At 39.6% G+C, this 21,465-nt stretch carries 21 protein-coding genes; 13 read left to right on the top strand and 8 right to left on the bottom strand.

The window, feature by feature from the left end; all coding sequences use genetic code 11:
* Positions 1-95 precede the first annotated feature (95 nt).
* Positions 96-512, top strand: coding sequence for a thioesterase family protein (locus ACH11B_RS17130; protein ID WP_130857387.1), 417 nt, complete (start codon positions 96-98; stop codon positions 510-512).
* A gap of 49 nt (positions 513-561) precedes the next feature.
* Here the strand turns inward: ACH11B_RS17130 and ACH11B_RS17125 are convergent, their stop codons facing one another.
* Positions 562-1,563, bottom strand: coding sequence for a D-alanine--D-alanine ligase (locus tag ACH11B_RS17125; protein WP_377609334.1), 1,002 nt, complete (start codon positions 1,561-1,563; stop codon positions 562-564).
* Positions 1,564-1,685: 122 nt separating this feature from the next.
* Here ACH11B_RS17125 and ACH11B_RS17120 point away from each other — a divergent pair, with 122 nt between their 5' ends.
* The 4 genes from ACH11B_RS17120 to ACH11B_RS17105 are packed head-to-tail and all read left to right on the top strand — an operon-like array spanning position 1,686 to position 4,941.
* Entirely contained in the window at positions 1,686-2,450 is a 765-nt protein-coding gene (locus tag ACH11B_RS17120; protein WP_377609336.1) for a PASTA domain-containing protein, read from the top strand.
* 27 nt (positions 2,451-2,477) lie between these two features.
* Positions 2,478-3,536, top strand: a complete 1,059-nt coding sequence (gene mltG, locus ACH11B_RS17115; RefSeq protein ID WP_013666337.1) for an endolytic transglycosylase MltG — start codon at positions 2,478-2,480, stop codon at positions 3,534-3,536.
* Positions 3,537-3,538: 2 nt separating this feature from the next.
* Complete coding sequence (locus ACH11B_RS17110) at positions 3,539-3,955, top strand: thioesterase family protein (protein WP_013666336.1); 417 nt, start codon at positions 3,539-3,541, stop codon at positions 3,953-3,955.
* Positions 3,952-4,941 (top strand): YihY/virulence factor BrkB family protein, encoded by a 990-nt coding sequence (locus ACH11B_RS17105; RefSeq protein WP_013666335.1) that lies wholly within the window; start codon positions 3,952-3,954, stop codon positions 4,939-4,941. The genes ACH11B_RS17110 and ACH11B_RS17105 overlap by 4 nt, the downstream gene beginning before the upstream one ends.
* A gap of 33 nt (positions 4,942-4,974) precedes the next feature.
* On the opposite strand, the gene ACH11B_RS17100 is transcribed toward ACH11B_RS17105, so the two are convergent.
* From ACH11B_RS17100 to ACH11B_RS17090, 3 genes are read right to left on the bottom strand one after another with little or no spacing between them, the layout of a single operon-like run.
* Positions 4,975-5,979 (bottom strand): MlaD family protein, encoded by a 1,005-nt coding sequence (locus ACH11B_RS17100; protein ID WP_013666334.1) that lies wholly within the window; start codon positions 5,977-5,979, stop codon positions 4,975-4,977.
* A 3-nt stretch (positions 5,980-5,982) separates the two neighbouring features.
* Positions 5,983-6,756, bottom strand: a complete 774-nt coding sequence (locus tag ACH11B_RS17095; protein WP_377609340.1) for an ABC transporter ATP-binding protein — start codon at positions 6,754-6,756, stop codon at positions 5,983-5,985.
* A 2-nt stretch (positions 6,757-6,758) separates the two neighbouring features.
* The gene (locus ACH11B_RS17090) at positions 6,759-7,523 is read right to left on the bottom strand and encodes an ABC transporter permease (RefSeq protein ID WP_013666332.1); all 765 of its coding nucleotides are present in this window, start codon (positions 7,521-7,523) and stop codon (positions 6,759-6,761) included.
* A gap of 270 nt (positions 7,524-7,793) precedes the next feature.
* On the opposite strand from ACH11B_RS17090, the gene ACH11B_RS17085 reads away from it, so the two are divergent.
* The 3 genes from ACH11B_RS17085 to ACH11B_RS17075 all read left to right on the top strand — a co-directional run bounded on the left by ACH11B_RS17085 (position 7,794) and on the right by ACH11B_RS17075 (position 10,569).
* A complete protein-coding gene (locus ACH11B_RS17085) occupies positions 7,794-8,546 on the top strand; it encodes an SGNH/GDSL hydrolase family protein (protein WP_377609342.1) in 753 nt (250 codons plus the stop codon).
* A 121-nt stretch (positions 8,547-8,667) separates the two neighbouring features.
* Positions 8,668-9,852: a nicotinate phosphoribosyltransferase gene (gene pncB / locus ACH11B_RS17080; protein WP_013666330.1), complete on the top strand. Its 1,185-nt coding sequence runs from the start codon at positions 8,668-8,670 to the stop codon at positions 9,850-9,852.
* A gap of 21 nt (positions 9,853-9,873) precedes the next feature.
* Entirely contained in the window at positions 9,874-10,569 is a 696-nt protein-coding gene (locus ACH11B_RS17075) for a bifunctional 2-polyprenyl-6-hydroxyphenol methylase/3-demethylubiquinol 3-O-methyltransferase UbiG (RefSeq protein ID WP_013666329.1), read from the top strand.
* Here the strand turns inward: ACH11B_RS17075 and mutS are convergent.
* Both mutS and ACH11B_RS17065 read right to left on the bottom strand, forming a co-directional pair.
* A complete protein-coding gene (gene mutS / locus ACH11B_RS17070) occupies positions 10,566-13,175 on the bottom strand; it encodes a DNA mismatch repair protein MutS (RefSeq protein WP_041388326.1) in 2,610 nt (869 codons plus the stop codon). The genes ACH11B_RS17075 and mutS overlap by 4 nt on opposite strands.
* Positions 13,176-13,261: 86 nt before the next feature.
* Positions 13,262-13,603 (bottom strand): tetratricopeptide repeat protein, encoded by a 342-nt coding sequence (locus ACH11B_RS17065; protein WP_130857381.1) that lies wholly within the window; start codon positions 13,601-13,603, stop codon positions 13,262-13,264.
* 161 nt (positions 13,604-13,764) lie between these two features.
* Here ACH11B_RS17065 and ACH11B_RS17060 point away from each other — a divergent pair, with 161 nt between their 5' ends.
* The 4 genes from ACH11B_RS17060 to ACH11B_RS17045 all read left to right on the top strand — a co-directional run bounded on the left by ACH11B_RS17060 (position 13,765) and on the right by ACH11B_RS17045 (position 17,616).
* Positions 13,765-14,502: an electron transfer flavoprotein subunit beta/FixA family protein gene (locus ACH11B_RS17060; protein ID WP_013666326.1), complete on the top strand. Its 738-nt coding sequence runs from the start codon at positions 13,765-13,767 to the stop codon at positions 14,500-14,502.
* 64 nt (positions 14,503-14,566) lie between these two features.
* Positions 14,567-15,541: an electron transfer flavoprotein subunit alpha/FixB family protein gene (locus tag ACH11B_RS17055; protein WP_130857380.1), complete on the top strand. Its 975-nt coding sequence runs from the start codon at positions 14,567-14,569 to the stop codon at positions 15,539-15,541.
* Positions 15,542-15,704: 163 nt separating this feature from the next.
* Positions 15,705-16,310, top strand: a complete 606-nt coding sequence (locus ACH11B_RS17050) for a bifunctional nuclease family protein (RefSeq protein WP_041387430.1) — start codon at positions 15,705-15,707, stop codon at positions 16,308-16,310.
* Positions 16,311-16,350: 40 nt separating this feature from the next.
* The gene (locus ACH11B_RS17045) at positions 16,351-17,616 is read left to right on the top strand and encodes a nucleoside permease (protein ID WP_130857379.1); all 1,266 of its coding nucleotides are present in this window, start codon (positions 16,351-16,353) and stop codon (positions 17,614-17,616) included.
* Between the two features lie 3 nt (positions 17,617-17,619).
* Here ACH11B_RS17045 and rlmB read toward each other — a convergent pair whose 3' ends face one another.
* On the bottom strand, positions 17,620-18,387 hold the full coding sequence (gene rlmB, locus ACH11B_RS17040; protein ID WP_130857378.1) for a 23S rRNA (guanosine(2251)-2'-O)-methyltransferase RlmB: 768 nt from the start codon (positions 18,385-18,387) through the stop codon (positions 17,620-17,622).
* 359 nt (positions 18,388-18,746) lie between these two features.
* Between rlmB and dnaB the strand changes: the two genes are divergently transcribed.
* Positions 18,747-20,339, top strand: coding sequence for a replicative DNA helicase (dnaB, locus tag ACH11B_RS17035; protein ID WP_013666321.1), 1,593 nt, complete (start codon positions 18,747-18,749; stop codon positions 20,337-20,339).
* Between the two features lie 88 nt (positions 20,340-20,427).
* Here the strand turns inward: dnaB and ACH11B_RS17030 are convergent, their stop codons facing one another.
* On the bottom strand, positions 20,428-21,420 hold the full coding sequence (locus ACH11B_RS17030; protein WP_013666320.1) for a 3'-5' exonuclease: 993 nt from the start codon (positions 21,418-21,420) through the stop codon (positions 20,428-20,430).
* Between the last annotated feature and the right edge of the window lie 45 nt (positions 21,421-21,465).

Here is a 21,465-nt window from a genome sequence, read left to right as displayed (position 1 = left end):
TAATTAGAAATCATTTACTGCACAGTTCTACCTAAATTGTCCCTTAAGACTGAGAAATGCTTGATTAAGCCAAAATTTTCGCTATATTAGCGGGAATGATTAATAACTATGCTCGCTTTGAGAGCGAATTTAAAGTGCGGCCCGATGATATAGACATGTTTCAGCATGTGCATAACAGCAAGTATTTTGACTATGTATTAGCGGCGAGGTATGAGCAAATGGAACTATTTTATGGTATGACCATGGAAGAGTTTATGGAACAAGGCTTTGGGTGGGTAGTGCGTACGGCTCATGTTAACTACAAACGTCCGCTAAAATTAGGGCAATACTTCATTGTTGAAACAGGTGTAGATGAAATGAAAGACAAAGGATGTGTGGTAACTTTTGCTATAAAATTTAAAGATTCAGGAAAAGTTTCCTGCGATGGCTGGTTCGATTATGCGCTGATTGATCTCAAATCAGGGAAATCAGCCTTCATAACGGAGGAAATGCTGGAGAAATATTCGATTTAGCTATCTTGAAATTGGCTAATTAATAATTAGCCAATTGTTGTTTTTCCATCTATTCTACCAAAGCCTGTTCGATCAGTTCTGTATAAAAATCGGTTTCCTGAAGACCTGCAGCCCTAACTTGCTGTGGTATAAAACTTGTTTCGGTTTGCCCTGGAATCGTGTTGATTTCAATGAAATAAAACTTATCGGTTTCTCTTTCAAGAAAAAAATCAATGCGAACCAATCCTTTACAGTTTAATCTAATATAAACTTCCTTCACCAATTGCTCTACCCGACCTTGCTGCTCATTCGTTAAATCAGCCGGTGTAATTTCCTTTGTAAGCCCAGGGATGTATTTAGCTTCAAAATCAAAGAACTCCCGTGTAGTGATGACTTCTGTTGCCGGTAGTACTTTTAACCCTGCTTTACTATTATAAATACCTACAGAAAACTCCCTCCCGGAAACAAATTCTTCTACTAGAACCTGCTTCCCCGCATTCTCGGTACCCAATGCCCGATCAATAGCTGACGAAAGTTCGTCAAGTTGCTTTACTTTCGTCATACCGATGCTACTTCCTCCTCCATTTGGCTTTACGAAATAGGGCAGCTTCAGCTCATTCTTAACATTTATTTCAATAACCGCTCTCGTGGCAGGGGAAAGGCAAACTGATGGAGCTAAATATAAACCGTCAATTCCCTGCAATAAAGACTTAGTATAAGCTTTATTCATTGTCAAAGCCGACGTTAGTGTATCACAAGAAGTATACTTTAGTCCGATCATATCCAAATAACCTTGTAACCTTCCATCTTCACCCGGTGACCCATGGATCATAATAAATGCCAGGTCAAACTTAACGAGGCCGTCTTTAAGGGATAAGGTAAAATCATTTCGGTTTACTTCATGTTTAATCCCCGCATCATCTACATGGTACCAGCTTTCAGGAGTTAATATTATTTTATAAACATCAAATCGACTCGTCTGCAGCTTCTGCTCAACGAAAGCGGCACTTTTTAAGGAAATTTCTATCTCACCCGTAAATCCACCGGTAATTAATGCTATTTTTGCGCTCATATATCAGTAAAGTATTACCAGCAAAGATAATTGAATATTGTTATCTTTATTCATCGTCTTACAAGAATTGGCATACTTTTTACGTATTAGAATTAGGCTAAAATTCAACGAGGACATCTTAGATGAGCAAACTTTTTCAGTACTTAAGAACCCAAACATTTAGAAAGAATCTAATCATCGCCATTATATCCGGTGTGATTTTCCTTCTTTTACTTTTTTACAGCTTAAGGTTTTATACACGTCACGGAGAATCAATAGAAGTTCCAGCGCTAAAAGGGATAAGCATAGAAAATGCTATAGAAAAGCTGGAAGCCCAAGGCTTCCGATATCAAGTTGATTCTGTTTACCAAGCAGACAAGCAACCAGGATTAGTAATAGAACAGGATCCAGACCCAGGGACGAAAGTTAAATTAAACCGGACACTTTATTTAACAATTATTACAAAAAACGCTCCCGAGGTCCAGTTACCTAATTTGACAGAAATGGCACTCCTGGAAGCCATTTCTACGTTGAATAATTACGGCTTAAAATTGGGAGATACTATTTATATACCGGATATAGCTCGTGATCGCGTATTAGATGTTAAATATGCAGGACAAAAAATAAATGCCGGTCAACCAATTCCAAAGGGTAGCAAAATTGACTTGGTTCTTGGGAACGGAATGGGTGATAGCGAAGTAGCCGTGCCTAATCTGGTTGGATACACCCTTGATGAAGCTATATTCTCGCTAAAAGGGGCATCGTTAACGTTAGGAACTGTAAAATATATGGGGCCCGTTGTAGACAGTGCTAGCGCGCGCGTCGTTAGCCAAACACCGGAAGCAGATACTTCTAACATGAAAAAAGTGAGCATTGGCACACCCGTAAACTTAGCTTTGAGCAATTAAATCTTTACAATTGTTAAATATCGCAGCATGGAGACAGTTCCTACACCAAAGAAAAGGTCAATAGGCAAAAGGATTATTAGCGTCATCATACTAATTGCTTTGTTGGCAGGTAGTGTTATTGCATATACTTACTATAAGAGATATTTTGCACCTAATGTAACGGAATCAGAAGAATATCTATATGTTAGAACCGGGGCTTCCTTCGATAATTTAATGGAAGAGCTGGGAGAGAAAAACATCTTGGTGGATACCGCCAGCTTCCGGTGGGCTGCAGAGAAAATGGAATATCCATCTCGCATCAAACCGGGAAAATACAAGTTAAAAGGAGGCATGAACAACCGATCGCTAATTAATATGCTGGGTGGTGGATTCCAAGAACCTGTAAAATTACGTTTTCAAAACATTCGATTAAAAGATCAGTTTGCCGGCTACATCGGCACCCAAATAGAGCCCGATTCCTCTATCCTTATCACCTTGTTGAACAGCGACACACTAGCCGCTAAGTACGGATTCAATACCGATAACTTCTTCACGATGTTTATTCCAAATACATACGAAATGTATTGGAATATCTCGGCCAATGACTTTTTTGACAGAATGAATAAGGAGTATAATAACTTTTGGACTGAGGAACGCAGGAAAAAAGCTGAGTCTATTAACTTAACTCCCATCCAAGTCAGTATACTGGCATCCATTGTAAAAGGCGAGGCGTTACATACGGACGAAATGCCTAAAATAGCAGGCTTATATTTGAACAGATTACAAAAAGGCATATTACTCCAAGCTGATCCCACGGTGATTTTTGCTACAAATGATTTTACTATTCGGAGGGTACTAAATAGACATTTACGCACAGACTCTCCTTATAACACTTACATTTATAAAGGTTTGCCGCCCGGGCCGATAATGATGCCAAGTATTGCCTCAATTGATGCAGTTCTTAATTATCAAAAGCACAATTACATTTACATGTGTGCAAAAGAAGATTTTTCGGGTTATCACAATTTTTCAACTAATCAGGCCGAGCATTTGATTAATGCAAGGAAATTTCAACAAGCTTTAAACGAACGAAACATCAAAAGATAAACATGTTAACCTTCGAAACCCAAGTAAGAGTGAGATATGGTGAAACCGATCAAATGGGCTACGTCTACTATGGCAATTATGCCGAATACTATGAAGTAGCGCGGGTAGAAATGCTTCGTAGCTTAGGCACTTCCTACAAAGAAATGGAAGCGAGGAGGGTTATGATGCCTGTTTTAGATTTAACATGTAAATATATTAAACCGGCAACATACGACGAATTGCTAACTATAAAAGTGTCTATTCGAAGTAAACCGTCTTTACGGATTAAATTCGACTATGAGCTTTTTAATGAAAGCATGGAGTTAATCAACACAGGAGCCACGACACTTGTGTTTATTGATATGGATAAGAATAAACCGTGCCCGCCTCCGCAAGACTTTCTGAACCGATTAGCGCCACATTTCGAGGAGGGTAAATGAGTTGGTTACACCAAAAATTGCTAAACCTAAGGCCCTACTATCTTTTTATTGAGTGGACGAAGGTCGTCGTGCTCCCTGGTTTTGGCAAATTACCTCTTTATACAGTAGGCCTTTTCTTTTTTCAGGAAATTGCCAGGGAATCACTTCTAAACAAAGCTTCCTCCCTGGCCTACTCTTTTATGCTGGCCATTTTTCCGGGTATCATTTTTCTGTTTACACTTATTCCTTATATCAAGGTATTCATCGACGATTTTCAGGAGCAATTATTAGAATTTATGCAGATGATTTTACCTGAAAATGCATACAAAACAATTGAATCTACTTTACTGGATATCGTTACTAATCAAAATAGCGGATTGCTCTCATTTGGTTTCCTTATGGCTATGATTTTTGCCACTAATGGTATTCATAGCTTGATGCGAGCTTTCAATAAGTCTTCCTTGGTATTGGAAAGTAGGAGCTTCGTAAAACAGCGACTGGTTGCACTCGCATTGGCCATTATGATTATTATGGCATTGACTATAGGGATGGGTATCGTTACGCTGGCATCCTTTATTATCAACCATTTAAAAAACACCATTGAAATTACCGGTGGTTTTTGGACTTGGCTTATCGGAATTACACGCTGGATTATATTATTGGGCATCTACTTTTTCACACTCAGTATTCTTTACAAATATGGCCCCTCTTCCTCAAGAAAGTGGAGCTTTTTTAGCCCCGGAGCTACTTTAGCTACTGTCTTAGCCGCTCTTACATTTTGGGGCTTTGCCTTCTACATCAATAACTTTAACACGTATAATAAACTCTACGGTTCAATAGGGACGCTGATCGTCATCATGATCTGGTTATACCTAAATTCGCTTATCTTGCTAATCGGTTTTGAACTCAATGCGAGTATCGCGTTGTCCAAGCAGAGTATAAAAATAGTAAAACCTCGATTTAACAGCTTTAAAACCGAGGTAAAAGGTGAAAACAAATTTAAATAACGCACGTAAAGGCGTCGTAAACTATACCGTAGATTAATTCGTTTTCTCCAGCGCGGCCTTTGCCTCTTTTTCTCTTTCCTTTGCTTGCTTTTTGAAGAAGCCTCTGAACAAGAAATTATGTTGAAGTGCTTCCATGTTTTGATTTAACTTATCAGTACTTTCCTCCAAATTACACATGGTCTGCTTCATGGTAACCGCCATTTCCTGATCATTTAAAAGCGCTCCTAACGTGTTATCTTTACTGTTCATCTTTTCGCTTGCCTTGGTAAGATTTGCGGTCAAAGCTGCTGCACTCTGCGTAACTCCTTGTAACTGCGCGGCTGAGCTGCGTAGGCTTTGGTAAACACTGGTATCCGTTAAAATCTCATTAGCTAAAGAACCTTCCGTATTCAATTTGGTAGTAAAAGCATTTAAAGCACTAGATACTTTAGCTGTATTCGCAGCGGTCTGTGTCAGACTCGCCATGATCGCCCTTACCTGAAGAGCCATGGTTGAATCCGTGAGGATAGCACCAATTGTTCCTTCCCCGTTAGCTATTTTTTCGCTTAACTTCTTTACATCGCTGGTAATGGCAACCAGATTTTGATTGTTCACCTGTAAAGTAGCCATCATTTCTTCTGTGTCAATACTTTTTACCGATTGCAGTAAATCTCCTTCTTCAACTACTGCAACGTTCGGGCTCCCCCCTTGTATAACAATAATCTTATTCCCGATAAAACCTTCAGAACTTACACGAACTTCTGCGTCTTTACGGATATAATCCTGTGATTTTTGCTCGATATTGAAATCAATCTCTACATGCGAGTTCTCAATTAACTTGATATTCTTGATGGTTCCGATTTTGACACCGGAGAAATAGACGTTGTTCCCTGCTTTTAATCCTCCGGCGTTAGTTAATATTGTTCTGAGCCCAATAGTTTTTGTAAAACGCTTTTGATTTCCGCCAAGAACGAAGATTGCCGTAACAAAAAATATAATCCCTAATAAGGTAAACAAACCTACAATAACCGACTTTTTACTATCTGAATTATTAGCCATATACTATGCAATAAAATTATAATCATAAAATGCTTTGACACGTGCGTCATCCGAATCAAAAATATCATTGAATCGGCCTTGTCGTTCAAACTTTCCGTCCAATAACATAACAATACGATCACCAACCTCTTTTGCACAGGTAAGATCGTGTGTAATAATAATGGACGATGTTTTATATATCTGTTGTACTTCGTTGATCAGATTATTGATCTCTGTACAGGTTATCGGATCTAAACCAGCTGTCGGTTCATCATACAACATAATATCCGGTCGCAAGATTAAGGTCCGAGCTATACCTATTCGCTTGCGCTGCCCGCCTGATAATTCGGACGGCATTTGATTCAACGCCGGCAATAAACCAACGGAGTCCAGCACTTCACGTACCTCTCTATCAATCTCCGCTCTCGTTAACGAACGTTTATTTCTAACAAGAGGAAATTCAAGGTTCTCACGCACGGTCATGCTGTCGTACAGCGCGCTGTTTTGAAAAGAAAAACCGATGCGTAACCGCAAAGCCATTAGTTCTTTTTCATCCAGATCTCCTACTTCTTGTCCTAAAACGTTGACTGTTCCTTCATCTGCCGAAAGCAAGCCCGATACAATTTTTATCAATACTGATTTACCGGTACCTGACCGCCCTAAAACCACCAGATTCTCCCCTTCAAACAACTGTAAGTCTACACCTCGCAACACATGTAGATCTCCGAACGATTTACGAAGTCCTGAGATATTGATTACGGGATTCTGGTAATTAATATGAGATAGCTGCTTTTCCATTCTTATCCACGTATACTTTGAACGATCATTACAACTAATTGCTCCTCAATAAAAATGAGAAACATGGAAGCGACTACCGCTGCGTTGGCTGCTTTCCCTACACCTTCTGTTCCCTTGGAAGAGTTATACCCTTGGTAACAACCGACAATGCCAATAGTAAAACCAAAAAAAGCAGCTTTTATAATTGCCTGAAAAATATCCAGAAAAGTTACCGTTTCAAACACTTGATCGAAGAAGCTTATAAAGCTAACGGATTCATGCTGATAGACATTCAGAAAGGATCCCATAAGACCAACAAACCCTGTATAGCAGCTTAAAATAGGAATCATAATAGTGGTAGCCAGCACCCTACTCACGACTAGGAATTTAAATGGATTAGTTCCCGAAACTTCCATCGCATCGATTTGTTCTGTCACCTTCATGGACCCCAGCTCTGCGCCAATGTTAGATCCTACTTTCCCTGCAGCGATTAAGGCCGTTACCAAAGGCGCCAATGCACGTACAATGGCAATAGCGATCAGTGACGGTAGCATGGCCGTCGCACCGAAGTCTTCTAAAGATGGTCTCGATTGATTTGTAAATACAATACCGGTAATAAAACCAGTCAAAGAGATCAGTGGTAAAGATTTTACACCAACTTCATAACATTGATTTATGATCTCCTTAAATTCATAAGGTGGCATAACTAACTCTTTGAAGAATCGCATGATAAAGTGATGTACATTACCCAGCTGAATAAGCTTTTGGTCTATTTTCTTAGAAATCATTAGTTCTATTTATCAGCTATGGGCACAAAGGATGCCAAGTGCCTTTTTTTGCAAAAGTAGTTTTTTATTGAATAAATTCCTGATTTAGTAACATAAAAGTTAATCCTCTTTTGTCTTTTTTCCTTTTATGATATTTTCGTGAATTTTTTAATCTTTGTTCCTTCGTGTTAATTCTAAAAGACTTACTTTTAAACATTCGTTTGATATCTTTTGAATTCAACTGTTACATTTTTTTTACTTTTTAACCATTACTTAACTAAATTTAAATCTATGACCAATAGAAGGAAATTTATTCAAAATTTGGCTCTTGGCACCTCCGTAGCACTAAGCTTTCCTAAAATCGTCGCTGCTGCCGGTATAAAGGGAACATCGATTAACTTAAACGTAAATGATGTCATTTTGTTTCAAGGAGATTCCATAACAGATGCCGGTAGAGACAAAAAGAAGGAGCAAGCCAATGATCCTGCAACGCTTGGAAACGGCTATTCCTTTGTTGCTGCCTCACAGCTATTGTTAAAAAGAGCTTCGCTTAATCTTCAGATTTTTAATAAAGGCATTAGTGGCAACAAAGTTTATCAATTAGCAGATCGATGGGACGATGATTGCTTAAGGTTAAAACCGAACGTATTGAGTATTTTAATAGGAGTAAACGATTATTGGCACACCCTTGCTAAAGAAAATCCCTATCAAGGGACAATTGACACCTACAAAAAAGATTTAAAAAGTTTATTAGTGCGAACAAAAAAAGAATTACCTGAAGTGCAACTGATCATAGGCGAACCTTTTGCTGTAAAGGATGTTCGGGCAGTAACAGATGAATGGTATCCTAAATTCAATGAATATAGAATGGCGGCAAAGGAAATCGCCAATGAATTCAATGCTGTTTTTATTCCCTATCAACAAATATTTGATGAAGCGATCAAACAGGCTCCAGCAAATTACTGGACGGGCGACGGTGTACATCCCAGCTTGGCAGGTGCGGCTCTAATGGCTCAAGCATGGCTTAAAGCAGTCGGCCTCTAGTTACTTTGGATGAATAGCCATTGATCAACGGATTTACCTAATTTTACCGATTAATGACTATTCCCGATTTTAGATAAACTCGTTTGATTTAAACCATTGGCCGTATGGCTTAGCATATAAAATGACACCTTCTCACATCACGTTAAACTCTGTGTTGGATAATGATTTTTACAAATTCACTATGCAACATGCCGTGTTTAAATTATTTCCAAAAGCTAAGGCAAAGTACGAATTCATCAATCGTGGAAATCACCACTTCCCTTCCGGCTTTGCAGATGCACTTAGAGCCTCCGTTAACAGCATGGCAGGTCTACACTTAACTCGCGAGGAGAAAAAATACCTAAGAGATACCTGTCCTTACCTCGACCCCACCTACCTCGACTTTTTACAAGGCTATCGTTATGACCCTGATGAAGTAATAATATCGCAGGAAGGTCCCAATCTGTTGGTTAAAATTACCGGGTATTGGTATCGAACCATCTTATGGGAAGTGCCTATCATGTCGCTGATATCCGAGCTCTACTATAAACTTAACCACCTTCAAGGCGATCAAGATGAGCAAATTATTACAACAGCAAAAAATAAGATTGAACAATACAATAAGTTGGGGGTAACCATTGCCGAATTCGGCACGCGTAGGCGTCATGCTTATCATACACATCGTTTAGTTGTACAAACTTTAAAACAATACGGTAATACCAGCTTCATCGGAACCAGCAATGTGCATATGGCTATGCTTAACCAAACCAAACCAATAGGTACGCATGCACATGAGTGGTTTATGTTCCATGCAGCTAAATATGGCTTTAAGATGGCTAATGGCTTAGGGTTAGAGCATTGGGTTAATGTGTATAGAGGTGATTTAGGAATAGCGCTTTCAGATACTTATACCACCGATGTATTTTTTTCTCAGTTTGATAAAATGTTCACTAAGCTTTTTGATGGTGTAAGACATGATAGTGGCGATCCCCTTGATTTTGCCGACAAAACTATTGCGCACTATAAAAGTAAAGGGATAAATCCCATATCCAAAACCATCATTTTTTCTGATGGACTTAACTATGAAAAGGTCGAACGAATTGCTAAACATTGCCAGGGAAAAATCGGAATATCTTTTGGTATAGGTACAAATTTCACAAATGATGTAGGGCTAACGCCCATGAATATTGTTGTTAAAATGACCGAAGCGTACCCGGAAGAAGCATACTGGACACCGGTAGTAAAGCTTTCCGACGTAAAAGGCAAATATACGGGAGACCCAGATATGATTGAATTGAGCAAAACTATCCTCGGCATCAATGACTAACTAGGTCCTAAGTTTATTATAATGAATCAAGATGTTTACGGAGCTGCCCTGTTTGACTTTTATAAAACAGGAAAAACTGCACCATTGATATTACATAATAATTACGGTGAAGATGAGGAAATGCCGGTAGATCTATTCTTTAGAGAAGAAGAGGAGTTTCCTGAGCTGGAATTCATCGCACTTTCATTGTGCGATGGTGTTGTATTAGATGTAGGAGCCGGAGCCGGCAGCCATTGTCTCTACTTACAAAATAGAGGTTTTGAGGTCACCGCCTTGGAGATTTCGAAGACTGCATGCGAAATCATGAAGGATCGGGGAGTAAAACAAGTGGTGAACGCTAATATTTTCCATTATAGAAAGAAAAAATTCGATACGATACTTTTTCTAATGAATGGCATCGGTCTGGTGGAAACCATACATGGCTTAAAACAACTTCTTATTCATTGTAAACAGATTTTAAAGAAAGGCGGCCAATTATTATTCGACTCATCTGACATTGCTTACTTGTACGAGGGCCATATCCCAGCCGCTGGGGCTTATTATGGAGAGGTGAAATTTCAATATGAATATAAAGGCCAAAGAGGCGCTTCATTTGGATGGTTGTATATCGACCAAGATACGCTCATCAAAATTGCCCGGCAAGATGGCTGGGTGGTTCAAATACTATACGAAGATGAAAACGACCAATATCTTGTCCGATTGTCGCTCCGCGATTAATTTTTCAATAGACGCTGAATTTCATCGAGTTTCATTAAGGCCTCAACAGGAGTTAATGCATTGACATCCAAGTTATTTAACATATCACGGATTTTGACTAAAATCGGGTCGTCAATTGAAAACATTTGCAGCTGGTAAGCCTGCTTCTGTATCTTCTTCATGCTATCCTTAATATGTTCGCCACCTGTTCGTTCCTGTTCAAGCCTTTTTAGTATTTCGTTAGCCCTCACAACAAGCTTGGCAGGCATGCCCGCCATCTTAGCAACATGGATTCCGAAACTATGTTCGCTACCACCGGGAACGAGTTTACGAAGAAAAATAATTTTATTATTTACTTCTTTTACCGAAACGTTGAAGTTCTTTATCCGATTAAAAGTATTTGTCAGTTCATTCAGCTCATGATAGTGCGTCGCAAACAAAGTTTTTGCCTTGGCAGAAGGGTGGTTATGCAAGTATTCGGCAATGGCCCAAGCGATTGATATCCCATCATAAGTACTTGTTCCACGGCCAATCTCATCTAGTAAAATAAGGCTTCTATCGGATAAATTATTAAGAATGCTGGCCGTTTCATTCATTTCGACCATAAATGTAGATTCACCTGATGACAGATTATCAGAGGCTCCAACCCGAGTAAAAATCTTATCTACCAAACCAATTTCGGCATGTTTTGCCGGAACGAAACATCCCATCTGTGCCATTAGTACAATTAAGCCTGTTTGTCGTAATAGAGCAGATTTACCCGCCATGTTGGGTCCTGTTATGATAATGATTTGTTGACTGTCACTATCTAAAAACACGTCATTGGTAATATATTCTTCACCAATCGGCAAATTTTTTTCGATCACCGGATGACGCCCGCCCTTGATATCAATGAGTTTACCATCGTTGATGATAGGCTTCACATAATGGTTCTTATGAGCAATTGTTGCAAAGTTCAACAGTACGTCCAGTTGAGAAATTAAATTGGCATTCAGTTGAACGGGCTTTATATAGTCAAGCAGCGAAGCGAGAAGTTCGTTATATAAACGATTTTCTATGACTTGTATCTTATCTTCCGCTCCAAGAATCTGTTCTTCATATTCTTTTAACTCATTGGTAATATAACGTTCTGCATTCACCAGGGTTTGCTTTCTTACCCAATCAGCGGGTACCTTGTCTTTATGGGCATTGGTCACCTCAAGATAGTACCCAAACACATTATTAAAAGAAATCTTTAAAGACGGGATACCGGTAATTTCCGACTCGCGCTTCTGAATTTCAAGTAAATAATCTTTTCCTCCGAATGCAACCTTACGTAAGCGATCAAGCTCTGCATCCACTCCATCAGCAATTACATTCCCTTTAATCAATAACACAGGAGGCTCCGATTTCAACTCCTTTTCTATCCGATCGCAAATTATTTTACAGGGGTTTAATTGCTCTGCAATCACATTTAAGGCCTGAGCGTCCGCAGTAGCCGTCAGCTCTTTAAGTCGTCCGATAGCTTGCAAAGCTCTTTTTAACTGAACCAGTTCCCTCGGATTTGCTTTTTGCAGTCCGATTTTACTTATCAATCGCTCCAAATCACCGATCTGTTTAATCTCTTGCGTCAGTTGTTCCCGTAGATCGGCTCGTTTTAAAAGGTACTCCACAACCTCTAATCGCTCCGTAATTGGTCGTTTGTCTTTTAAAGGCATAACCATCCAACGTTTCAACAACCGGGCGCCCATTGGAGATGAAGTACTGTCCAATACGTCGGCTAATGTAATGGCATTTTCATTAGCTGAACCGATCAATTCTAAATTACGGACGGTAAATCGATCCAACCACATGTAACGATCTTCCTCAATCCGTGCAATGTTAGAGATATGCTGTAAGTTCCGATGTTCCGCTTCGTTCAAATAGTGCAAAGCAACCCCCGCAGCTACAATAGCAAGATGCATACGGTCAATTCCAAACCCCTTTAGGGAATTAACTTCGAAGTGCTTCAGAAGCGTTTCTTTCGCATAATCGCCGCTATAGGGCCATTCATCTAATGTATAAGTGTAAAATCGATCGCTGAACTGATCTACAAAATCGCTATAAGAACGTTTCGGCAGGATAATTTCACTTGGCTTAAACCCTTGCAACAATTTATCAATATAGTCACCACTTCCTTGCGCAACTAAAAACTCACCTGTTGAAATGTCTAAAAAGGAAACACCTATTGCATTCTTATCAAGATACAAGGAAGCTAAATAATTATTAGCCTTTTGTTGAATGATATTATCATTGTAAGATACACCCGGAGTTACCAATTCTGTCACTCCCCTTTTTACAATCGTTTTTACAGATTTAGGATCTTCCAGTTGATCGCAGATTGCAACTCGCTGTCCCGCCCTCACCAGTTTCGGCAGATAAGTTTCTAATGAGTGATGAGGAAATCCGGCCAATTCGGTTTCAGAAGCACTGCCATTACCACGCTTAGTTAAAACGATGCCCAATATTTCCGCTGCTTTAACGGCATCGGAACCAAAGGTTTCATAAAAGTCACCGACTCTAAATAATAACAAAGCACCGGGATATTTTGCTTTGATACTATTGTATTGCTGCATTAATGGAGTTTCTTTCTTTGCTGTCTTTGCCAAAATCAACTTTCTTTAGGGGCGTAAAAATAAAATAAAATTGGGAATTAGCGGCCGCACTTCGCCGCTATATTTGTTTTGTTACTTATTTACCAGTCCTCTTCGTCCGGCTCTATTCCTAGGATGTTATTATAAACCGCTTGAAGTTCGGAGAAAGCATGCATATCATTCGCTTGCTTCGCTACGTCCATACCTCTTTGATAGGTGGCTATCGCATCATTTTCCCTTCCCAATGACTCATATAGTTTACCAAAATGGTAATAAGTACCGACATAATCCGGCCGCTTATCTACAAGTTCCTGAAAATAACGTAAGGCTTTAGTCGAATTCTCCCTTTTAACGTACTCTGTAGCAATTGCATATAAAATAAAAGGTTCATCAGGACTTGCCTCTAGAAATTTAAAAAGTTGCTCCAAACGGTCATTGCTCATAGATTCAGCGGTTAAAATTTAATTATTATGTGATTTTTCCTATCTTTAGAACTTTAGAAGCCAAAGATAAAAAAGTACGGTTCTTTTCACAAAGACAGAAGATAACTTCCTCTATCATTGGTTCAAGCGGGGAATCAATTTATTATTTAAATGCAGCAATTATGAAAATACTCGTGTGTATCAGTCATGTTCCGGACACTACGTCAAAAATCACATTTTCTGAAGATAAAACTTCTTTCAACAATACAGGTATTCAATTTATCATCAATCCCTATGACGAAATAGCGCTCGCCAGAGCGATCGAATTAGCAGAAGGAGGTAAAGGGACTGTTACGGTAATAAACATAGGCGAGGTAAGCACTGAGCCAACCATTAGAAAAGCACTAGCCACAGGAGCAGACGATGCTGTGCGAGTTAATGCCGCACCACGCGATGCCTGGTTTGTAGCCAAACAGATTGCAAACTATGCAAATGGAAAGCAATTTGATTTGATTTTGACAGGTCGTGAATCTATTGACTACAACGGAGTACAGGTAGCTGGTTTTTTAGGAGAGTTTCTTAACATTCCGTCCATTTCTATCGCAAAAAAAATTGATATTCATGAGAAAACGGCATTGGTAGAACGTGAGATCGAGGGCGGTAAGGAAATTATTTCCAGTCCCCTACCCTTGGTTGTCGGGACTGCAGAAGGCGTGGCAGAACCGCGCATACCGAATATGCGAGGCATTATGTCTGCTCGCACAAAACCGTTGGAGGTTATTGAAGCCATTGAAGTGGAAACACTAACCAAAATAGTGCAATATGAAAGTCCTGCTCCAAGGGGAGCAGTTACGCTAATAGATGCGGCCGAACCTGAAAAATTAATTGAACTATTACATACAAAAGCACGTGTAATCTAGTATGGCATTAAAAAGACCCATACTTTGAGGTAAAACCATATACAATAATTTAAATCGAAAAAAGATGTCGGTATTAGTATTTGTAGAGAATATAGAAGGTGTCTTTAAGAAATCCGCACATGAAGTGGTTTCTTATGCTAAAGCCATCGCGAACACCATTAATCAGCCCTTAGTTGCACTTTCTATTGGCGATGTAAAGGATGAAAACCTTAAAGGACTAAGCAAATACGGCGCAAATAGAATATTAACTGCTAATTCAGATAAACTTAAATCTTTCGTAAATCAAGCTTATGCATCCATTATAGAAGCAGCCGCGAGGCAAGAAAATTCGTCCATTGTTGTGCTATCCAATTCGTTCAGTGGCAAGGGATTGGCCCCGCGGCTGGCAGCAAAACTCGTTGCTGGTTTAGCAAATGGTGTGGTGGAGTTACCAACGATTGAAGGCAGTATATTACGTGTTAAAAAAACTGCATTTTCAGGCAAGGCATTCGCGGTCACCGAATTGAATTCAGCTGTTAAAGTTATTGCCTTAAATGCAAACGCCTTTGAATTAAGGGAGAGCCCTGTGGACGCAGAAATTGTTGCATTTGAAAACCAGCCTTCTCCCGATGATTTTGCCACTGTTGTAAAAGAAATTATTCGTGCCACCGACAAGGTTTCTTTACCCGAAGCAGAAATTGTGGTATCAGGAGGCAGAGGATTAAAAGGGCCGGAAAATTGGGGTATCATAGAAGAATTGGCCGAAGCGCTCGGGGCTGCAACTGCTTGTTCGAAACCCGTATCGGATGCAGGCTGGCGTCCCCATGCCGAACATGTCGGCCAAACCGGCATTGCGGTAAGTCCCAATCTGTATATCGCTATCGGAATTTCAGGCGCCATTCAGCATCTAGCAGGGATAAGTTCTTCAAAAACAATAGTAGTTATCAACAAAGATCCGGAAGCTCCTTTCTTTAAAGTGGCAGATTACGGTATCGTAGGAGATGCCTTTGAGATCGTTCCAAAAATTACAGCAGCAGTCAGATCATATAAAAATGGCTGAAATTTTCGATATTAGCTACTTCTTTTGATAAGGAGGTATCGTACTCTTTTGGACATGAGGAGACTGAATTTTATTATAAAGAAAAAAATTTATATTCATAAAGCGCTATTATAAAAAAAATAGCGCCGCTATGAAATGCTTTTTGCATATTTGCCTGCGAGAAATGAATAAGATCAAGTTAGAAATAGTAGGATTATCTTACAGCCAGACACAATCCGGGGCTTATGCTTTAGTATTAGGTGAAGTTAATGGCCGCAGAAGACTTCCTATAATTATCGGAGGGTTTGAGGCGCAAGCGATTGCCATTGAAATCGAGAAACTTACTCCCAGCAGACCTCTTACGCATGATTTGTTCAAAACTTTTGCTTCTACATTCGGAATTTCCATTCATGAAGTCATTATTTACAATCTAGTTGACGGAATTTTTTATGCAAAGTTAGTTTGCAATAATGGAAAAAAAGATATCGAAATAGATGCCAGGACCTCCGACGCTATCGCTCTGGCCATACGATTTGATTGCCCAATCTATACTTATGAGTTTATTCTTGCATCCGCAGGAATCGTTATTGAGGGAAATGATTTTGTGTTTTTAGAAAACCTGGAAACCCCTAGAGAGGAACAATCTACTGTGGCAGAAAGCTCGAAAACTGCCTATGCATCCTACACCGACGATGAACTAAAAGCAGCACTTCAACAAGCACTTCAAGAAGAAGCTTATGAAAAAGCGGCTAAAATACGTGATGAAATATCTCGAAGAAAGTCGTCATAATTCGAAAAGAAATGCAACATAAGCTGAGCTTTACATAAATATGTCTATAAAACTTAGATTGACGCTCATGAGCTTTCTACAGTTCTTTGTATGGGGAGCTTGGATGATTACAGTTGGCGTATATTGGTTTCAGCATAAACAATGGTCCGGCAGTGAATTTGGGGCTATTTTTTCTACACTAGGAATCTCTTCTTTATTTATGCCGGCGTTAACCGGCATCATCGCCGACAAATGGATTAATGTAGAGTTTCTTTATGGCATTTTGCACATTCTATTCGGGTGCACGTTTCTGTACCTACCTCATGTACAAGATCCTCAAACATTCTTTTGGGTGATTTTGATGGCCATGTTATTTTATATGCCAACAATAGCCCTATCTAATTCAATTGCATACATTCTGTTAAAAAAACATAAGTACAATGTAATTAAGGACTTTCCTCCTATTCGTGTATGGGGTACCATTGGTTTTATTGCAGCTATGTGGATGACGGATCTTACCGGCAACAAGGCCTTAGGGGGGCAGTTCTATATTTCCGCCATCGCTGCAATTACGTTGGGAATTTATTCTTTCACCCTCCCTCCTTGCCCTCCATTAAAATCGAAATCTGAAAATGCGTCTCTTAGTGGGCGCTTGGGATTAAATGCCTTTAAGCTGTTTCGTAATCCAAAAATGGCGCTTTTTTTCACCTTCTCCATGTTTCTAGGCGGAGCATTACAGCTGACAAATATGTACGGAGACGCTTATCTATCCGATTTTGGTAAAAATCCAATCTATACTGATTCTTTTGTAGTAAGACATTCCACTATCATATTATCCATTTCTCAAATTTCCGAAACAATCTTCATTCTAGCCATTCCCTTCTTTCTACGACGTTTTGGTATCAAGCAGGTTATGCTGATCAGTATGTTGGCTTGGGTATTGCGTTTTGGTTTATTGGCCTATGCTGATCCGATAAGCGGACTTTGGATGATCATTCTGTCCTGCATAGTGTATGGAATGGCTTTTGATTTTTTCAATATATCGGGATCTCTTTTCGTCGAAACAAGTACGGGAGCTAATATCCGTTCATCTGCTCAAGGTTTGTTCATGATGATGACGAACGGTTTTGGCGCTATCCTCGGAAGTTCAATCAGTGGCTACGTGATTGAACATTATTTTACCGAAATGGGTGGACAGATGATGTGGCAAGAGATCTGGATTTGTTTCGCTGCTTACGCGCTTGTGATCGCGTTCTTATTTTCATTCCTCTTTAAGCACAAACATGACCCCTCGGCCCTGGAAGAAATGAAAGAAATGACAGGTTAATCCTTATTGGTTAACCCGTTGCCGAATTGCTTCATAAATAATTACACCCGCACTTACAGACACATTTAAGGATGCAATGTCGCCAAACATGGGAATCTTGGCTAAATAGTCGGCATTCCGTATGATACTGTCAGATATACCCGTATCTTCTGCTCCCATTACAATTGCTGTTGGTGACTTAAAATCGGGTTTATAAATAGTGTCTCCCGTTTTTTCAGTACATGCTACAACTTGTAAACCGCTCTCTTGAAGGAACTTTATTACTTGCGTTAAGCTTTCGTGACGGCAAACGGCGATTTTATATAGAGCTCCTGCGGATGTTTTAATAGCGTCCGGATTAATCTCAGCCGATCCCTTAGTCGGAACTACCAGCGCATCCACCCCGGCACAAGCAGCAGTACGTGCTATCGCGCCAAAGTTACGGACATCGGTAATACCATCCAATATTAATATCAATGGCACCTTCCCTTCTTCGTATATAGTTGGAATAACGTCTTCTATTTTTTGATAGGTAATCGGCGAGATAACGGCGATGACCCCCTGGTGATTTTTCCGGGTTATACGATCGAGCTTCTCTATCGGAACTTGCTGATAACTGATATTTCTATTACGTAAAACATCTTTCAACTCTTTAAATAACTCGCCGGTCAATCCTCGCTGTATAAATAAAGATTCGATTTCCTTTCCACTATCAATAGCTTCAATTACCGCTCTAATACCAAAAACCATTTGATTGCTTTCCCTTTTTATGGGTTTCGAAAATTGACGCATGCTTATGTAAATTAGGCGTGCAAGTTACCAAATATATTCTCAATATCCTTTTTTCATTTTTATGATATATTTAATTCATTTTAGCCGCAATTTTCATACCGTAGATTCATGAGAAATCTCTTGTTTCTTTCTTTCCTAAAATTGTTAAGCACATCTAAACTAACATATAAAAAGTTATTCACATTAGTTTTAAGCAATTGATTTTAAAATACTTTACGCAATGATTAACATTTTATTCACATCATTTGTGAATATCTAACAGGCTAACGAGAACAGATTCAATGCTTAACATTTTTCGTTATTCACTATTGTGAGAAACTCAAGCTCAGAAGGGATTATAAATTAAGTACATTTGTGCTATGAACTCCGAAAACGAAAATTATTCATCAAGAAATACCGCTAAGAAAGGAACTTTTGCCGAGCGCAAAAATCGACTAGGGAATATGGTTAGTGGCCTTGGTAAGCTACCTCCTCAGGCAGTGGATTTAGAGGAAGCTGTTTTAGGAGCACTTATGGTTGAAAAAGATGCGCTATCAACAGTTATTGATATTCTGAAAGTAGACACTTTCTATAAAGATGCGCACCAGAAAATCTTCGAAGCCATCGTCAACTTATTTCAAAAATCTTCACCAATTGACTTATTGACGGTTACCGCTGAACTCCGAAAAATGGGTGCACTGGAAATGGTCGGGGGAGCTTACTATATAACACAGCTGACGGACAGAGTTGTCTCTGCCGCTAACATTGAATATCATGCTCGTATTATATCTCAGAAGTATATACAACGAGAATTGATTAAAATTTCAACCGAAATTATAAACAATGCTTATGAAGATACTGCGGATATTTTTGATTTGCTCGACACCGCAGAAAAAAGTTTGTTTGATATAGCTCAAAACAATTTAAGGCGAGATACCCGCAAGATGGACGATATCATGCGGGAAGCGGTTAATAACTTAGAACAGTTACGCGACAGAACGGATTCGCTTACTGGAGTTCCCTCAGGCTTTACAGCATTAGATCGTATTACTTCGGGTTGGCAGCCATCCGATTTGATTATTATAGCTGCCCGTCCAGCTATGGGTAAAACGGCATTTGTTCTAACCTGTGCACGCAATGCGGCTGTGCTGCATGATAAACCTGTCGCCGTTTTTTCATTGGAGATGTCCTCTGTACAGTTGGTCAATCGCCTTATTTCCGGTGAAACCGAAATAGAACAGGAAAAACTCAAAAAAGGAACCTTAGCAGATCATGAATGGACTCAGCTCCACTCACGGATCGGAAAATTAACAGAGGCCCCTTTACTGATTGATGACACGCCGGCACTGAATGTATTTGAATTTCGAGCCAAATGCAGGCGTTTAAAAGCACAATACGATATACAGATGGTGATTGTGGATTATTTGCAATTAATGCATGGAAAAGCTGAAGGGAAAGGCGGTGGAAATCGTGAGCAAGAAATCGGTAGTATATCACGTGCGCTAAAATCGGTGGCGAAAGAGCTTAATATTCCGGTACTGGCCCTTTCCCAATTGAGTCGTGCAGTTGAAAGTCGTCCGGGAGCCTCAAAAAGGCCTATGCTATCTGATTTACGGGAGTCTGGGTCTATCGAACAGGACGCCGATATGGTACTGTTTTTATACCGACCGGAGTATTATGGCATGACGGAAGATGAAGAGGGCCGACCAACTGCCGGTGTAGGGGAAGTCATTATTGCTAAAAACAGACATGGTGAAACGACCATTGTACCGCTGAAGTTTGTCGGTAAATATGTTAAATTCCAAGATCTAGAGGAAGATTTCGGTGGCGGGTCATTTGCGGACTCAGGAACTATGACTGATGATAATCCTTTTTCTGCCGGTATGATGCCATCGTCAGAATTTGGGAATATGGGCGGAATCATTACGCGTCCCTCCAGAATGAACGACATGGATGACGAAGCTCCCTTCTAGTTGTCAAATAAGTAGTAGTTTAGTTGTTAAGTAGTCGGTTGCTATTTCCAACTTAACTACTTCCTTACCTAACTATTTTTCAGTTTAACTATTTCCTAAACTTATCTTGTAAACTCTTCAGCATATCTTCTGTGATAGGGCCACTTTTCTTCTCTTTAGCCTTATCTAAATGTTGATTACCGCTATAGGGTTTATTTCCCCCATAGGGCTTTGTTTTCGGCTGTATCGCTACATCTGAGGCATTTGAAGGTTTAACGTTAGCGCCTCTATTATGTTGTATATTGCGGAAATCGGTCCATATTTTTTCTATACAGCGCTTGGTATATAACGGAAAGTCACCTTGCATCATCCAGGAATAATAGCTTGGCTCTATCTTGAACACTTCCACTACGCTTTTGCCTTTATGCTTACCAAAACTGAAAACCTCAACGCCATTCTCATCGTAAATGATACGGCCCGCAAAATCAACCGGTCTATTTAAATTGGTAAATCGGTGAAGCGCGTCTACATCGTTCTTTACAGGTATCGATTTATTGCCGCTTTTGTCTTCCCATTCAACGCCGTCATAACGCTGCACTTGGGCTAACAACACTTCATAGGTAGCACGAACATCAGCTTCAGCACTATGGGCATTTTCCAAAGTTCTATCACAATAAAACTTATAAGCTGCTTTCAATGTACGCTGCTCCATTTGATGAAAGATATTCTGAACATCGACGAATTTTCTGTTTTCAATGTCAAAATTAATTCCCGCTCTTAGAAACTCTTCCATCAGAACAGGGATATCAAACTTATTGGAGTTATAACCGGCCAAATCCGTATCCTCCAAGAAATCAGCAATTTCTTGTGCAACTTGCTTGAAGGTTGGAGCGTCTTTGATGTCCTCGTCGTATACTCCGTGTAAAAGTGAAGAGCTTAATGGAATGGGCATCTCCGGATTTATACGCATGGTTTTTACCTGTTCACTTCCGTCTGGCATCGCTTTAAGGATTGAAATTTCTACAATTCTATCCGAAGCAACGTTTACGCCTGTTGTTTCTAAATCAAAAAATGCCAATGGGCGTTTTAGGTTTAAGATCATTTCTTCTTTTTTTATGAATTCCTAATTTACTTTATTGGTTGGTAG

The sequence above is a fragment of the Olivibacter sp. EAT-5 genome, from assembly GCF_044784325.1.
Lineage (GTDB): Bacteria > Bacteroidota > Bacteroidia > Sphingobacteriales > Sphingobacteriaceae > Olivibacter > Olivibacter oleidegradans.
Note: the sequence above shows the minus strand (reverse complement) of the source record. Positions and strands in the feature narration are given on the sequence as shown.